General features: G+C 75.1%; 15 protein-coding genes. 13 read left to right on the top strand and 2 right to left on the bottom strand.

Annotation, left to right across the window (positions count from 1 at the left end; genetic code table 11):
* Positions 1 to 267 precede the first annotated feature (267 nt).
* From ACQYWQ_RS02045 to ACQYWQ_RS01985, 13 genes are all read left to right on the top strand, one after another.
* Positions 268 to 1,671: an aldehyde dehydrogenase family protein gene (locus ACQYWQ_RS02045; protein ID WP_431032136.1), complete on the top strand. Its 1,404-nt coding sequence runs from the start codon at positions 268 to 270 to the stop codon at positions 1,669 to 1,671.
* Positions 1,668 to 3,236, top strand: coding sequence for a sugar ABC transporter ATP-binding protein (locus ACQYWQ_RS02040; RefSeq protein ID WP_431032135.1), 1,569 nt, complete (start codon positions 1,668 to 1,670; stop codon positions 3,234 to 3,236). The genes ACQYWQ_RS02045 and ACQYWQ_RS02040 overlap by 4 nt, the downstream gene beginning before the upstream one ends.
* 257 nt (positions 3,237 to 3,493) lie before the next feature.
* Positions 3,494 to 4,531, top strand: a complete 1,038-nt coding sequence (locus ACQYWQ_RS02035; protein ID WP_431032134.1) for an ABC transporter permease — start codon at positions 3,494 to 3,496, stop codon at positions 4,529 to 4,531.
* A gap of 2 nt (positions 4,532 to 4,533) precedes the next feature.
* Positions 4,534 to 5,508 (top strand): substrate-binding domain-containing protein, encoded by a 975-nt coding sequence (locus tag ACQYWQ_RS02030; protein ID WP_431032133.1) that lies wholly within the window; start codon positions 4,534 to 4,536, stop codon positions 5,506 to 5,508.
* The gene (locus ACQYWQ_RS02025; RefSeq protein WP_431032132.1) at positions 5,508 to 7,091 is read left to right on the top strand and encodes a mucin-5B; all 1,584 of its coding nucleotides are present in this window, start codon (positions 5,508 to 5,510) and stop codon (positions 7,089 to 7,091) included. The genes ACQYWQ_RS02030 and ACQYWQ_RS02025 overlap by 1 nt, the downstream gene beginning before the upstream one ends.
* Before the next feature lie 201 nt (positions 7,092 to 7,292).
* Positions 7,293 to 7,802 (top strand): DUF5709 domain-containing protein, encoded by a 510-nt coding sequence (locus ACQYWQ_RS02020; RefSeq protein ID WP_431032131.1) that lies wholly within the window; start codon positions 7,293 to 7,295, stop codon positions 7,800 to 7,802.
* A 122-nt stretch (positions 7,803 to 7,924) separates the two neighbouring features.
* Positions 7,925 to 8,188 carry a type B 50S ribosomal protein L31 gene (locus ACQYWQ_RS02015; RefSeq protein WP_431032130.1) on the top strand — a complete coding sequence of 88 codons (264 nt, stop codon included), beginning with the start codon at positions 7,925 to 7,927 and terminating at the stop codon, positions 8,186 to 8,188.
* A gap of 257 nt (positions 8,189 to 8,445) precedes the next feature.
* The gene (locus ACQYWQ_RS02010; RefSeq protein ID WP_431032129.1) at positions 8,446 to 9,462 is read left to right on the top strand and encodes a zinc-dependent alcohol dehydrogenase; all 1,017 of its coding nucleotides are present in this window, start codon (positions 8,446 to 8,448) and stop codon (positions 9,460 to 9,462) included.
* A 188-nt stretch (positions 9,463 to 9,650) separates the two neighbouring features.
* A complete protein-coding gene (locus ACQYWQ_RS02005; RefSeq protein WP_431032128.1) occupies positions 9,651 to 10,508 on the top strand; it encodes an ABC transporter substrate-binding protein in 858 nt (285 codons plus the stop codon).
* Positions 10,509 to 10,617: 109 nt separating this feature from the next.
* On the top strand, positions 10,618 to 11,688 hold the full coding sequence (locus ACQYWQ_RS02000) for an NAD-dependent epimerase/dehydratase family protein (protein ID WP_431032127.1): 1,071 nt from the start codon (positions 10,618 to 10,620) through the stop codon (positions 11,686 to 11,688).
* Between the two features lie 69 nt (positions 11,689 to 11,757).
* Positions 11,758 to 12,483 (top strand): glycosyltransferase family 2 protein, encoded by a 726-nt coding sequence (locus ACQYWQ_RS01995; protein WP_431032126.1) that lies wholly within the window; start codon positions 11,758 to 11,760, stop codon positions 12,481 to 12,483.
* Positions 12,480 to 13,196: a TIGR04282 family arsenosugar biosynthesis glycosyltransferase gene (locus ACQYWQ_RS01990; protein ID WP_431032125.1), complete on the top strand. Its 717-nt coding sequence runs from the start codon at positions 12,480 to 12,482 to the stop codon at positions 13,194 to 13,196. Before ACQYWQ_RS01995 ends, ACQYWQ_RS01990 begins: the two co-directional genes overlap by 4 nt.
* Positions 13,193 to 13,915, top strand: coding sequence for a class I SAM-dependent methyltransferase (locus tag ACQYWQ_RS01985; protein WP_431032124.1), 723 nt, complete (start codon positions 13,193 to 13,195; stop codon positions 13,913 to 13,915). The genes ACQYWQ_RS01990 and ACQYWQ_RS01985 overlap by 4 nt, the downstream gene beginning before the upstream one ends.
* Before the next feature lie 98 nt (positions 13,916 to 14,013).
* On the opposite strand, the gene ACQYWQ_RS01980 is transcribed toward ACQYWQ_RS01985, so the two are convergent.
* On the bottom strand, positions 14,014 to 14,487 hold the full coding sequence (locus ACQYWQ_RS01980; protein ID WP_431032123.1) for a hypothetical protein: 474 nt from the start codon (positions 14,485 to 14,487) through the stop codon (positions 14,014 to 14,016).
* Complete coding sequence (locus ACQYWQ_RS01975) at positions 14,484 to 15,653, bottom strand: molybdopterin-dependent oxidoreductase (protein ID WP_431032122.1); 1,170 nt, start codon at positions 15,651 to 15,653, stop codon at positions 14,484 to 14,486. The genes ACQYWQ_RS01980 and ACQYWQ_RS01975 overlap by 4 nt, the downstream gene beginning before the upstream one ends.
* Between the last annotated feature and the right edge of the window lie 56 nt (positions 15,654 to 15,709).

Below are 15,709 nucleotides of genomic sequence, written 5' to 3'. Positions count from 1 at the left end.
CGCGTGTTCCCGCGCCCTTTCCGGCCCCGAACGCCGCGCGCCGTCCGGTTTTCCCGCGGGAGCGCTCCCCTGGACGAGCGGCCTGATCAGCGGCGTACGGCGCCGCGGGGCGCGGGAGGCGCGGTCTGATTCCTGTGGCCCGTCTTTGCCGTGAATTTGTCAAAACTGTTGACTAATTGGGGTCGACGGAGCCAGCATCACGTCACTTCCGGAGAGTCGTCCCAGCCGGATCGCCCCCGGCCCGAGGCCGCACAGGAGAGCCGACGTATGACGTCCCGCAGCACTGTCCTGCCCGTGCGCAATCCAGGCACCGGGGAACACCTCGGTGAGATCGAGGACACCACCCCCGACCAGATCGAAGAGGCCGTCCGCCGCGCCCGTGAGGGAGCCAGGGGCATGGCCGCGCTCCCGGCACACGAACGCGCCCGGCTGCTGCACGCGGTGGCGCTCGCCATCGAGGCCGAACAGGCCCCGCTCGCCCGGCTGCTCGCCGCCGAGAACGGCAAACCGCTCGCCCAGACGGTGGAGGAAGTCCGCGCCGCCGCACGGATCTTCCGGGGCTACGCGGGCGAGGCCACGCGGCTGCTCGGCCGCCAGATCCCGCTCGACGCCGTACCAGGGCTCGCGCACCACCTCGCGGTCACCCGCCGCGTCCCGCTCGGCGTCGTCGCCGCGCTCGTGCCGTTCAACTACCCCATCGAGCTGTACGCGCACAAGGCCGCAGCCGCGCTCGCCGCCGGCAACGCCGTGCTCGTCCACCCGCCCGTACGCTGCCCGCTCGCCCTGCTCCGGGTCGCCGCGCTCGTCGAGGCCGCCGGATTCCCGCCGTACGCGCACCAGACGGTGACGGGAGGCGTGCGCGTCTCCCAGGCCCTCGCGAGCCTGCCGGGGATCGACGCCGTGAGCCTCACGGGCTCGACGGCCGCCGGACGCGAGATCGCGCGCCGCGCGGCCGACACGCTCAAGCGCGTCCACCTCGAACTCGGTGGCAACGACGCCCTGTTCGTCTGCGCCGACGCCGACGTGGAAGCAGCGGCCGAAGCCGTCGTGCTCGGACGGCTCGCGCGGGGCAACGGGCAGATCTGCTGCGCCGTCAAACGTGTGTACGTGGACCGTGCCGTGCACGCCGACTTCACCGACTCGCTGCTCGCCCGCGCCGCCGCGCTCACCGTGGGCGATCAGCTCGCCGACGGCACCGACGTCGGCCCCCTCATCACCGCCGAAGCCGCCGCGCGCGTCGCCGAGGCCGTCGACGCGCTCGTCGCCGACGGCGCCCGCCTCGCCCTCGGCGGCACGCGCGAGGGCGCCTTCCACGGGCCCTCCGTCCTGCTCGACGTGCCCGACGACTCGGCGGCGTTGCGCGAGGAGATCTTCGGGCCCGTCGCTCCCGTCGCCGTCTTCGACGACCCGTACGCGGCCGTACGGCTCGCCAACCAGTCCCCGTACGGGCTCCAGGCCGCCGTCTTCACGCGCGACGTCGAACGGGCCCTGCGGCTCGCCGACGCGCTCGACGTGGGCGGCGTCGTCGTCAACGGCTCGACGGCCCTGCGCGCCGAGAACCTCCCCTTCGGCGGCCCGCGCGACACGGGCGGCTCGGCGGAGGGACTGCACGACACCGCAAGGGAGTTCAGCAGGGAGAAAACGGTGATCCTGACAGGAGCCCTGGGGTGAGCCCCGCCGGTACGCGTGCCGCCGCCGCGGGAGCCGCCGCCCCCGGGGACAGAGCCCCCGCCCTCGAATTCCGCGCCGTGCGCAAGAGCTACGGTCCCACCGAGGTCCTCCACGGCATCGACCTGCGCGGCGCGCGCGGCGAGGTGCTCGCCGTCGTCGGCGCCAACGGCGCGGGCAAGTCCACGCTCATCAAGGTCCTCGCGGGCGCCGAACCGCTCACCTCGGGCCAACTCCTCGTCGACGGCGCCCCCGTGACCCTGCGCTCCCCGCACGACGCGCACCGGCACGGCATCCGCACCGTCCACCAGGAACTGAGCCTCGTGCCGGGGCTCAGCGTCACCGAGAACCTTCTCCTCGGCCACTACCCCTTGCGGCTCGGCACCTTCATCGACCGCCGCCGCGCCCACGCCCGCGCCCGCGAGGTCCTGGAGTCCGTCGGCTTCGGCGCGATCGACCCCCGTACCCCCGCCGGGGACCTCAGCATCGCGCGCCAGCAGATGACCGAGATCGCCAAGGCGCTCGCCGCCCCCGGCGGTCCGCCCCGCGTCCTCGTGCTCGACGAGCCCTCGGCCGTCCTCGCGGGCAGCGACCTCGACGCGCTCCACGCCCTCGTCCGCCGCCTGGCGGCGCAGGGCGTCCTCGTCCTGTACGTGTCGCACCGCCTCGCCGAGATCAGTGAACTCGCCGACCGGATCGCCGTCATCAAGGACGGCCGCGTCGTCGCGCGGACGACACCCGCGCGCACCGACGAACGCGAGCTGATCCGCCTCATGGCGGGACGCAGCCCCGGGGCGCTCTACCCCGCGCGCCGCACCGCCCCGGGCCAGGTCCTGCTCGACGTCCAGGGGCTGCGCAGGCCGGGGGAGTTCGGACCGGTGTCCTTCCGGCTGCGGGCCGGCGAGATCACCGGGCTCTTCGGGCTCGTCGGCGCGGGGCGCAGCGAACTCGCGCACTGCGTCTTCGGCGCCACGCGACCGGCGTCGGGGACGGTACGGGTCGCGGGCTCGGCGCCGCGCGGCGGGCACTTCACCCGCCCGGCGCAGGCGATCCGCGCCGGGCTCGCGCTCGTCACCGAGGACCGCAAGCGCACCGGGCTCGTCCTCGGCCTCAGCACCGCCGAGAACATCGGCCTCACGACCCTGCCCACAGCGACCCGCGGTCCCTTCGTCGACACCGCGCGCCGTCGCGCCGACGCCGAACGGCTCTCCGCACAGCTCGACCTGCGCCCCGCGCACGCGGCGCGGCTGCCCGTCCACGCGCTCAGCGGCGGCAACCAGCAGAAGGCCGTGCTCGCGAAGTGGCTCCTCACCGAGCCCCGCGTCCTCCTCCTCGACGAGCCGACCCGGGGCGTCGACGCGGCGACCCGCGCGGAGATCTACCGCATGCTCGACGCGCTCGCCCGCGAGGGCCTCGCCGTGCTCCTCGTCTCCTCCGACCTCGGTGAGGTCCTGGGCGCCTGCGACCGCGTCCTCGTCCTCCACGAGGGCCGTATCGCCGCCGAACTCCCCGCCGAGGGCACCGCGCACGACACGGTGCTCGGCCACGCGATCGGCCACGCGGCATGACAGGACCCCCGCAGGCCCCGCTGCGCTGACCGCCCGCGCCCCTCCGCCTCCGGCACGCGCGCGACTCCCGCACGCCCGCACCGCCTTCCCGCACGCCCCGCACGCCCCGCACGCCCCGCACGCCCCGCCCGACCCGCACGCCCCGCCCGACCCGCACGCCCCGCCCGACCCGCACGCCCCGCCCGACCCGCACGCCCCGCCCGAGCCGTACGTCCAGCTCCCCGTACCCGCAAGCCCGCTCGCGAACGGACAGCCGCATGACCGCATCACACCCCGCCCCCTCGCCCGGGGACACCACCCCCGACGTCCCGCCGCCCACGCGGCGCGGGGCGCGGCTCGTGGTGGCCGGGCGGGACCTGACCCTGGAGGCGGGCCTGCTCGTCCTCCTCGTCGCCTTCGTCGTCGTCGCAGGGATCACGACCGACGCCTTCCTCACCGAGGCGAACCTCACCAACCTGCTGAAGCAGATGGTCACCACGGGCCTGCTCGCCTTCGGGATGCTCACCGTGATCCTCACCGGCGGCATCGACCTCTCGGTCGGCTCCGTCGTCGCCTTCGCCGGCATTCTCGCCGCCGGGCTCTCCAGCGGGCTCCCCGTCCCGCTCGCGATGCTCCTCGGGCTGCTCGCGGGGCTCGGTGTCGGGCTCGTCAACGGGGTGCTCGTGGCGCGGTTCCAGCTCGCGCCCTTCGTCGTCACGCTCGCCGCTCTCACCACCGTGCGCGGGCTGACGTACGTCTACTCAGAGACCCCCGTGGGCCCCGAGAAGGAGTCCTTCTTCAGGCTCGGCTCCACCTCGGTCGGGCCGCTCCCCGTCTCGACGCTCATCATGCTGCTCGTCTTCCTCGTGGGCGGTGTCTTCCTCAGCCGTACGCCCCCGGGCCGCACCCTCACCGCGCTCGGCGGCAACGCCGAGACCGTGCGGCTCGCCGGGATCGGCGTGCGCCGCCACCTCGTCCTCGCCTACGCGATCAGCGGGGCCTGCGCCGGGCTCGCAGGCGTCGTGCTCGCGAGCCGTGTCGGCATCGCGCAGCCCAGCGTCGGCACCGCCTTCGAACTCGACGCGATCGCCGCCTGCGTCATCGGCGGCGCCTCGCTCGCGGGCGGCAAGGGCTCGGTACGGGCCACCTTCGGCGGCGTCCTGGTCCTCGCCCTCATCAACAACCTCCTCAACCTCTACGACGTGCAGAGCTTCTGGCAGCAGGTGCTCAAGGGACTCGTCATCATCGCCGTCATCCTCGTCCAGCGCACCGGCCGGCTCCGCGGTGGAGCGGCCCCCGCGAAAGGGTTGTCATGATCATGAAAAAGACGCGCCGGGGCCTGTGCTCCGCGCTCGCCGCGGCCGCTCTCCTCGTCCCGCTCGCCGCCTGCTCCGACGACGGCACGGCGAGCACGGGCAAGGGGAACGGCGACTACACGATCGGGATGGCCAACTTCACCCTCTCCGGGCCCTACTTCGTCGGCATGGACAAGGCCGTGAAGGCCCGCGCGAAGAAGAAGGGCGTCACGATCGTCTCGACCGACGCGGGCGGCGACGCGGCGAAGCTCGCCTCCAACGTCGAGGACCTGCTGAGCAAGAACGTCGACGCCGTGATCATCTCCGGCGGCCCCCTCGAATCCGCCCCGGCCGTCCTCAACGCCCTCAAGACGGCGGGCAAACCGGCGATCCTCGTCGACCGCAAGTTCCGCAGCGGTACGTACGCGAGCTGGATCGGCCCCGACAACGAGGCCATCGGGCGCCAGGACGGCGAATTCCTCGCGGGGAAACTCGACAAGGACGCCACCGTCGCGCTCATCAAGGGCGGACCCGCCGACAACAGCATCGGTCTCGCCCGCACCACCGGCGTCAAGAAGGCGCTCGGCGACGCGGGCATCCGCATGGTCGAGGCGCCCGACTACGGCAACTGGGCCTCGGACGGCGGCCTCACCGTCATGGAGAGCCTGCTCGCCTCGCACAAGGACCTCGACGCCGTCTTCTGCGAGAACGACGCCATGTGCCTCGGCGCGCAGCGCGCCATCAAGGACGCGGGGCGCGAGAAGGACATCGTCCTCGCCGGGGTCGACGGACAGGCCGAGGCGCTTCAGGCCATCGCCGCGGGAAGCAACTACCTCGTGACCGGGCTCAACGACGCCGACCAGATCGGCAGCCTGGGGCTCGACCGCGCGATCGACGTCCTCGACGGCAAGAAGCCCGAGAAGGACACCGTCGTCGACTCGCCCCAGGTGACCGAGGAGAACGCAGCCAAGTACCAGGACCCGGAAGGGGAGTTCTGATGGACCGCCCGAGCCGCCCACCCGTACCGCCGTCCGCCGCCCCGCCCGTACCGCCGTCCGCCGCCCCGCCCGTACCGCCGTCCGCCGCCCCGCCCGCGCCGCCGCCCGGCGCTCCCGCGCCCGCTCGCGTCCGGCGCGGGGGCGTCCAGCGCCGCCACCCCCGCCTCCACCGCCGCCGCACCCTCGGCCTCGTCCTCGCCGGGGTCCTCGCCCTCACCCCGTTCCTGAGCGCCCCCGGCAGCGCGGCCGGGGGCGGCGGCCACGGGCACGGCAAGCCGCACCTCGCGGGCTGGCGCCTGCTCCACTCCGAGGACTTCAGCGAGCCGCTGGACCCGGGCGGGGCCCCCTGGGTGCGCGACGCCTACGACAACCCCTTCGACACCGTCATGGACGACAACGGGAAGTGGTACCACAACGACTACGGCGACGCCTGGGACGCCCAGCTCAACTCCTTCGCCACCTACCGCAAGGAGTTCGAGGTCGGCGAGGGCGGCTGGCTCACCGCCTCGCTCTCCGCGCGCGACTGGGACAAGGACGGCACCATCGAGAAACCCCCGTCCATCAAGAACGGCCGCGCGGGCGGCTCGCCCGTCGCCGTGCTCGACGTGCCCGACCACACCGGCGGCGCGATCCTGCGCCCCACCAAGTCCCTGCCGAGCCGGTACCGCATCGAGTACACCCTCAAGACGATCGACTTCGGGGGCAAGCGCGACGGCACCATCGAGTACGACGGCAAGGTCAACGGCTACTCCACGGACGGCTGCAAGACGCAGCACCCCTGGGGCGAGGGCTCCCGCAGCCCCGGCTGGGACGGCGACGCCTCCGCCCCGTACTGCGCCTGGCAGGACGTCCGCGAGGGCCCGTACGCCTACAACGGCTTCCACTACCTCTCCATCGTCGACTTCGCCGATCCCGCACCGCGCAACAACCACTTCTGGCACTACCGCCGCAAGGTCCTCATGGACTCCTTCGCCCAGCACCCCGACCGGGTCGGCACCGGCAGCGGCGGGCGCGTGTGCGACGCCGCCGACGACACGTACTACGACTACCGCGACAGCAGCTACAACACCGTCAACATGTGGATCTCGGGGCTCCCCGACTGGAACCCGGGCCAGGGCGGACTCGCGGGCAACTCGCAGTGGTTCATGACCAGTTGCTCGGACGGCGTCGCCGAGCAGCAGCTCTCGTCGGCCGCCGAACTGCAACCCGAGCTGATGCCGGACGAGGACTACACCTTCGCCATCGAACGCGACGCGACGGGCTACACGCTGGAGGCGAGCGGCAACTTCGCCCGCGCCGGACAGCAGACCCTCCGCTTCCACCGGGACTTCGTCGTCGGCGACGACCCCATCTGGCACTACAACGTCACCCCCGACGAGTACGACGGCCGCTTCAACAACACCCTCACGCAGGGCCAGGACCTGCACGGCAGCTCCGCCTGGCCCGACCAGTGGCCCCAGGGCTCCGCCTACCCCGACTCCTTCGTCATCGGCGACCTCTACACCAACGTCTACGAGGGCGACGCGAGCCTCACCGACGTACGCCTCTACGTGCCCGAGACCACGAAGGGGCACGGCGAGTAGCCCACCGGCGTCACGCCCCGTACCCGCGCACGCACACCGCGGCCGGTGTGCGTGCGCGGCCGTACGCGGGGTACGGGGCCTCCCGTACGAGCCGTGCGGACTCACCCGTTCGGCCCACGCGCGGTGGCCCGCGCCCCCGCGGCGCCCCACGCTGGCCGGGAGGCGCCGCTCGGCGTGCACCGATGACCGGGAGGATCACTCGTGGACAGCGATGACACGGGCCGTGGCGACGACGTCTACCAGCCGGACGGCTCCGAGGAGCGGGACGACGACGACTTCGCCCAGCTCGACTACGACGACACCCTTCTCGATCCCGACGTGAAGGACCCCCTCGACGAGGGCTACTCGCCGCTGGAGCGTCCCCTCGCCGCCGACAAGGACGGCACCACGCTCAGCGAGAGCGAGGAGGGCGAGACGCTCGACAGGCGTCTGTCCGAGGAGGTGCCCGACATCGGGGACCCGCAGGGCGACGGCCTCGGCGACACGCTCGACACGGACGGCGAGCTGCGCGACGACGAGGTGGGCGAGGACCGCTCCGGGCGCCTCGTCGCGCCCGACGAGGGCCTCGGGCCCGACACCGAGAAGGACCTGGTGGCCTCCGACGTCGGCATCGACGGCGCCGCGGCGTCCGCCGAGGAGGCCGCCGTGCACGTCGTCGAGGACGACCAGAACGACCTCCCCGTCGACGAGGACGTCAACGACCTTCCCTGAGGCGGGCCTTCCCGCCCCGCCCGCCCCTTGCCCGTCTCCCAGCCCGTCCCCGTCCGTCCCCGATCCCGTTCCCGAGCCGCCCGTTCCCGAGCCGTTCCCGCACCGAGACAGGAGCCGCAGCCATGCAGAAGGACAAGCAGCCCGACTACCACCCCGTCGTCTTCCGCGACCGGGCCGCGGGCTACGCCTTCCTCACCCGCTCCACGGCGACCAGCAGCGAGACGGTCGAGTGGGACGACGGCGAGACCTACCCCGTCGTCGACGTGGAGATCTCCTCCGAGAGCCACCCCTTCTACACCGGCAAGGCGCGGGTCGTCGACAGCGAGGGACAGGTCGCCAAGTTCGAGAAGAGGTACGGCGGCGGCGAGGGCGGCGGCACCCGCTGAGCACGGGCCACGCGGCGGCGGGCGAAGGCCCCGGCGAGCGCCGCGCGGCCCGGCGCGTCGTCCCGCGCGGCGCCCGCGGTCTCGCCCTGGCCCTGCGCGCCCTCGCGCTCGCGCGGCTCGCCGTGCGGCACGTACCGCGTACGTCCCGCCTGCCGCTCAGGCCGCACGCCCCGCACGCCCGCCCGGGCGCCGCACACGCTCCGCACCCCCCGCACCCCAGCGGCGAGCCGCTCGCACCGCAGCCCACGGAGGTCCGCATGAAGGCAGCCGTCGTCCCCGGCTTCGGCGAGCCCCTCGCCATCGAGGACCGCCCGGTACCGCGGCCCACCGGGCGCCAGGCGCTCGTGCGCATGGAGACCTCTGGGCTCTGCCACACCGACATCCACGCCGCGCACGGCGACTGGCCCGTCAAGCCCTCACCGCCCTTCGTGCCGGGCCACGAGGGCATCGGCATCGTCGAGGCCACCGGGCCCGGGGCCGCCGGGCACCTGGCGGTCGGCGACCGCGTCGCGGTGCCCTGGCTCGGCACCGCCTGCGGACACTGCGACCACTGCGTCTCCGGCTGGGAGACGCTGTGCCTCCAGCAGCGGAACACCGGCTACTCGATCGACGGCACCCACAGCGAGTACGCGCTCGCCGACGCCGACTACGTCGTGGCGGTCCCCGAGGGCATCGACCCGCTCGACGCCGCGCCCCTGACCTGCGCGGGAGTCACCACGTACAAGGCCGTCAAGGCCGGCGGGACCCGCCCGGGGCAGCGCGTCCTCGTCTCCGGGATCGGCGGCCTCGGACACCTCGCGCTCCAGTACGCGCGGATCTTCGGCGGCGAGACGATCGCCGTCGACGTCACCGACGAGAAACTCGCCCTCGCGCGCGAACTCGGCGCCGACCACGTCATCGACGCCCGCGACCAGGACGTCGCCGAGGAGGTCACGCGGCTCGGCGGCGCCGATGTCGCGATCTCCACCGCCGTCGACAACGACTCCTTCCGCGCCGCCTACAGCGCGCTGCGACGCGGCGGCACCCTCGTCCTCGTCGCGCTCCCCGCCGAGGGGAGTCTCGAACTGCCCGTCTTCGAGACCGTGCTGAGCGGCAAGACCGTCCTCGGCTCGATCGTCGGCACCCGGCAGGACCTCGCCGAGGTCTTCCGCCTCCACCGGCTCGGCCGCACCCGCGTCATCCGCGAGTCGCGCCGCCTGGAGGACATCAACCTCGCCATCGACGAGGTGCTCTCGGGCCAGGCCACGGCGCGGCTCGTCTTCGACCTGCGCTGAGCAGGCATCGCCGAGGTGCTGTCAACTGCCACTGGCAACAGGTGAGTTCCGGACATTCGCACGGCCCCGGTTTTCTTTCGACGGGCCCCTCGCGCCCTTGTCCGGCACCCCGTCCGGGGCTCAGGCTGGGACCCGGGACCGACGGACGGTCCCGGGACCCCGCCGGGTCCGCTGAGGGGGTGGAGCGGATGTCCTCGACCACTTGGGAGTTCACCGACGACCGCGGGAACGTGGTGCGCGCGCCACGAAGGCCCGCACGCGTCGTCGCCTACATACGTGCCGGAGCCGCGCTCCATGAGTACGGACTCACCCCGGCCGGGATCTTCGGCTCGGGCCACGACGGCGAGCGGGCCGACCCGGTCAAGGCGGGCGCACTCCCTGCCGGTGTGCCCTACCTCGGCGCGGGCAAGACCCTCGATGAGGAGGCGCTCGGCGCCGCCGCGCCCGAGCTGATCGTCGACGTCACCTACGACGACCACTTCGCCTACGCCGTCGACGAGGGCGTCGCCGCGAGCCTCGGCGTGCCCGTCGTCGCCCTCTCGGTCGCGGGCGGCACCCCGCTCACGCGCCTCGTCGCCCGCTTCGCCGCGCTCGCGGAAGCGCTCGGCCTGCCCGCCGACCCGGCGGCGGGGGACGACCTCGCGCAGGCGCGGGAGTCGGTACGCACCGCCGCCGCCCGCCCCGGCGCCCCGCGCGTCCTCGTCCTCTCGGCGGCCGGCACCGAGCAGGTGCACCTCGCGCGCCCCGGCACCTGGCCCGAACTGCGCCACCTCGCCGAGCTGGGCGCGGACCTCGTGGACCCCGGCCCGGGCCCCGGGCTCAACTGGCTCACCACCGACTGGGAGTACGCGGCCGGGCTCGGCGCCGACCTCGTCCTCGCCGACGCGCGCGGCAACGCCGTCCCCCCTGCGGACCTCGCAGGTGTCCCCGCCTGGACCCGCCTGACGGCCGGTCGGCCCGTCCTCGCCTGGAACCCGGAGCTGGCCCCCGCCCCGCGCGCCACGGCCCGCTTCCTGCGGGAGGTCGCGACAGCGCTGGAGGGCTGACGCGACGGTGCTGGAGGGCTGGCGCGGACGGCGCTGGAGGGCTGACGCGGGGGCCTCGCCCGGCGCGCCCCGCCCCGCCGCGGGGCGGGCGCCCCTAGGGTCCCCGCACATGCGCGTACTCGTCACCGGCGGAGCCGGCTTCATCGGGCGTCACGTCGTCGCCGCTCTCGCCGAGCGCGGGCACGAAGCCCTCGTGCTCGACGCCCTCCTCCCCGCCGTCCATCCCCAAGGCCGCACCGTCCCGCCGCCCCGGGCCGCCGGGCTCGTGCACGCCGACGTGCGCGATCCCGCCGCCGTCGAGACGGCCCTGCGCGGCATCGACGCGATCAGCCACCAGGCGGCGATGGTCGGGCTCGGCAACGGTGTCGCCGACGCCGCCGACTACGTCGGCTGCAACGACCTCGGCACCGCCGTGCTCCTCGCGGCCGCCGCCCGCGCGGGCGTGCGCGCCCTCGTCCTGGCGGGCTCGATGGTCGTCTACGGCGAGGGCCGCTACTCGTGCGCGGCGCACGGACTCGTGCGCCCGGGGCCGCGTGCAGAGACCGACCTGCGCGCCGGTCTCTTCGAGCCCCGCTGCCCGGCCTGCGGCGCCTCGCTCGACCCGGGACTCGTCCCCGAGGACGCGCCCACCGACCCCCGCAACGTCTACGCCGCGACGAAGCTCGCGCAGGAACACCTCACCGCCGCCTGGGCCCGCGCCACGGGCGGCGGCGCCGTCGCCCTGCGCTACCACAACGTCTACGGCCCCGGGATGCCCCGCGACACCCCCTACGCGGGCGTCGCCTCCTTCTTCCGCTCCGCGCTCGCCCGCGGTGAGGCGCCCCGCGTGTTCGAGGACGGCGCGCAGCGGCGCGACTTCGTGCACGTACGGGACATCGCCGCCGCCAACGTCCGCGCACTCGAAGCGCTCACCGCCTCCGCCACGCCCCCCGGCACCCTCACCGCGTACAACACGGGCAGCGGCACCCCGCGCACCCTGCTCGACATGGCCCGTACCCTCGCGGACGCCTGTGGGGGTCCCGCTCCGCTCGTCACCGGCGAGTACCGCCTCGGCGACGTGCGGCACATCACCGCCGACTCCGCGCGCCTGAGCCGCGCGCTCGGCTGGCGCGCCGAAGTGCCCTTCGCCGAGGGCATCGCCGAGTTCGCCAGGGAACCGATGCGCGAGGCCGTGGGCTGACCCGGCTGTCCCGCGTTTCGCAGGGCCACGCTGACCGGTTCGCGGCATTTGTCTTCGTACGGTGTGCCCATGAACCACCCCACCCCCACACCCGCACCGCTCCCCACCCCCCACACCAGCACCCCGCCCGCGCCCGTCGACCTCGTCCTGCCCTGCCTCAACGAGGCCGAGGCCCTGCCCTGGGTACTCGGCCGGGTGCCCGAGGGCTGGCGGGCCGTCGTCGTCGACAACGGCTCCGACGACGGCTCCGCCGAGATCGCCGCGTCCCTCGGCGCGCACGTCGTGACCGAGGCCCGGCGCGGCTTCGGGGCCGCGTGCCACGCCGGACTCGAAGCGGCGACCGCCGAGCTGGTCGCCTTCTGCGACTGCGACGCCTCGCTCGACCCCGGTCTGCTCCCCGCCTTCGCCGCGCGCGTCTCCTCGGGCGCGGCCGACCTGGTCCTCGGCCGCCGCAGGCCCGCGCGCGGCAGCTGGCCCCTGCACGCCAGGCTCGGCAACGCGGCGCTCGCGCACAGCCTGCGCCGCCGCACCGGGCTCGCGCTCCGCGACCTCGGCCCGCTGCGCCTCGCCCGCCGCACCGCCCTGCGGGAACTCGCGCTGAGCGACCGGCGCAGCGGCTACCCGCTCCAGATGGTGGTGCGCGCCGCCGAGGCCGGCTGGCGCGTCGAGGAACGCGACGTCCCGTACCTGCCCCGTACCGGCAGCTCGAAGGTCACAGGGACCTGGCGCGGCACCTGGCAGGCCGTGCACGACATGCGCCGCGTGCTCGCCGCGGCGGGAACGGAGGCCCGGTGAACGCCCCGGTACCCGCCTCGCGCCCCGTCCCCCCCGACCTCACGCTCGCCGTCATCGCGAAGGAACCGCTGCCCGGCCGGGTCAAGACGCGCCTGTGCCCGCCATGCACCCCGGTCCAGGCCGCTGACCTCGCGCGCGCCGCGCTCCACGACACCCTCGCGACGCTCGCCGCGCTCCCGGCGCGCCGCCGCGTCCTCGCGCTCGACGGGGGTACGGGCCCGTGGCTCCCGCCCGGCTTCGACGTGATCCCGCAGGTGCCGGGGACGCTCGACGTCCGTCTCGCTGCCGTCTTCGCCGCGTGCGAGGGGCCGGTGCTCCTCGTCGGCATGGACACCCCGCAACTCGACGCGACCGCACTCGCCCCCGTCCTCGCCCCGCACGCCTTCGCGCACCACGAGGCATGGCTCGGGCCCGCGAGCGACGGCGGCTTCTGGGCCCTCGCGCTCGCCGCGCCCTGCGCGCTGCCCCTCCCGCGCGCCGCGCTCCTGCGCGGGGTCCCCATGTCGCGCCCCGACACCGGCGCCCTCCAGCACGCGCGCCTGCGCGCGGCGGGGCTGCGCACCGGCACCCTCGCCACGCTCACCGACGTCGACACCGCGCCCGACGCGCTGAGCGTCGCCGCGCTCGCCCCGCACTCGCGCTTCGCCGCCGCCGTCGGCGCCCTGCCCGCAGGTCTCCTGACGTCCTGTACGACCACGGGGAGCCACCCATGAGCGCCCCGCCCCGCGTCCAAGCCGTCCCCGAGGACCACGGGAAACACGAGGCGCACGAGACGCACGAGGCGCACGAGGAGCACGCCTGGAGTCGCTGCGACCCCTGGAGCGCGGCCCTGCGCTCCGGGCGCGGCCCGCTCTACCTGCACCGCGAGGACGGCACCAGGCACCCGCTCGACATCGAGCGCTGGTGCGCGGCCCCCGACGCCGCCGACCGCACCGTCATCGACCGCTGCCGCGACAGCGTCCTCGACATCGGCTGCGGTCCCGGGCGCTTCCTCGCCGCGCTCGCCGAGCGCAGCGTCGCCGCCCTCGGCGTCGACGCGAACCCGCACGCCGTCGCCCGTGCCGTGCGCGGGGGCGGCGGCGCCCTGTGCCGCTCCGTCTTCGCGCCGTTGCCCGGCACGGGCCGCTGGCACACCGCGCTGCTCGTGGACGGGAACATCGGCATCGGGGGCGACCCGCCCCGGCTCCTGCGCCGCACCGCCGAACTCGTCCGCCCCGGCGGGACCCTCCTCGTCGAGACCGCGGCGCACGCCGTCGACGAACGCCTGAGCGTCCGTGTCGGCGACGGCCGCGGCGGCCACGGCGCCCCCTTCCCCTGGGCCCGCATCGGCAGCACCGCGCTCCTGCGCCACGCGCGCGGCACCGGCGCGTGGGCGGGCGCGGGGGAGTGGGAGGCGAGCGGGCGCCGCTTCGTGGCTCTGCGCAGGGAATGAGCGAGGCGGCGGCCCGCACGGAGGGCGACCTCGTACGGGTACGGGGCGCCCTCCGCGCGCGAGAGGGCGCCCTCGCCGCTGGGCCCAGCCGCTCGCCGCTAGCCCCTGGCCGCCGGCCGCCGTCCGCGCCGTCCGCGCAGCACCCGTACCGCCCACACCAGCGCCCCGCCCACCGCCGTCGCTGCCAGTGCGAGCAGCAGCCCGCGCGGGTAGTCCAGGGGCAGGACCGAGGGGTTGCGGGGCGGGCGCGGTGCGAAGAGCGGCGGGAGCGCGACGAGCACCAGCGCGCCCGCGGCGAGGAACGCCCCGCGCACCGCGCCGCGCCGCCGCCCCACCGCGAGCGGCAGCAGCCCGAGCCCCAGGACGAGCGGGGCGATCACCACGTCGTGCACGAGCGCCGAACCGAGCAGCCAGCCGAGTACCCCGAGCGGCTCCCGCACCCCGGGGCCCAGCCACAGCCCGGCGAGCACATCCGGCTCCGCCGTCGGCGCGAAGAGCAGGAAGGCGCCCATGCCGAGCGCGCACCCGCCCGCCGCGCCGAGCAGCCCCCGTACGACCGCGAGTCCCCTCACCGCAGCACCTCCACTTCCGCGACCCACTTCGTCTGGAGCACCCCTGGCCTGTTCGGCGCGATGATCCGCGCCGGACTGCCGTGATCCAGTGTCAGGGCGTGGCCGTTGAGCCGCAGCGCGAGCAGCGTCAGCGGATCGCGGCTGTACTCCTCGCCCATCTCCATCACGCGGTACGTGCCGTGCCGCTCAAGGGACACGACCCGCAGCCGCGCCCCCGGCTCGGCGCCCGCGCGCGCCACGAGGTCCCGCACCCGTACCCCCTCCCAGCGGGCCCCCTTGCTCCAGCCCTCCACGCACGCGATCGGCAGGTGGGCCGTGTGCTGCGGCAGCGCGGCGAGTTCGGCGAGGCTCAGCTCGTAGGGGCGCGGGCCGCGTACCCGCAGCCGCCAGCCGTCCAGGTCCGCCTCCCGCACCCCGGCCGCGCGCGCCGTCCTGTTCACGGGCAGGCCCAGCGGGCCGTAGTCCGGGTGGCGCGGCGCGAGCAGGTCCGTCGCGCCGAGCGGCGTCACGCTCTGGCCCACCGTCGTGAGCGTCACCGCGCCGACCGCCGCGCCCGCGCCGAGCAGCAGCGCCCGCCGGTCCGCCCGCTCGGGCCCCTCGGCCCGCGCCGCCCGCCAGTGCGCCACGATCACCGGGGCCTTGACCGCCACATGGACGAGCACGGAACCGAAAAGCAGCCAGCCCACCGCGAAGTGCGCGGGCACGAAGGAGAACGGCCACGGGTACCACTGCGTGATGTTGAGCAGCCCGGTCGCGAGCTGGAAGACGCTCGCGGCGACGAGCACGGCGATCGAGAGCCGTTCCAGGGCGTGCGCGAGCGAGCGCGCCGGTGGCCAGGCGAAGAGCCGCGGGTACACCGTCCACAACTTCACGAGCAGCACGGGGATCATCGCGATCCCTGTCGCCACGTGCGTGCCCTGGCTCAGCCGGTACCCCCACACCGGTCGGCTCGGCAGGGCGTCGACCAGGAAGCGCGGCGGGTGCTGGAGCACGTGGCTGAACAGGCCGCTCAGGAAACAGACGAGCACGAGCGGCCCGAGCAGCCGCCCGACCCGTACGGCCGTGCGCGGATCGTGCAGCGGCCCCCGGAACCGCGGCAGCCACGGGGGAGGGGCGGAGCGGCGGGGCGTGACGGGCGAGGCACCGGGGGCGGGTGGGCTGTCCATCCCGCCATGACACCCCCTCGGCGTCCCCCGGACCGGCGGCAACACCGTACGAATCG

Origin of the sequence: Streptomyces sp. P6-2-1 (genome assembly GCF_050613165.1) — a bacterium.
Taxonomy (GTDB): domain Bacteria; phylum Actinomycetota; class Actinomycetes; order Streptomycetales; family Streptomycetaceae; genus Streptomyces.
The sequence above is the reverse complement of the archived record's forward strand: the minus strand, read 5'-3'. Positions and strand labels throughout refer to the sequence as shown.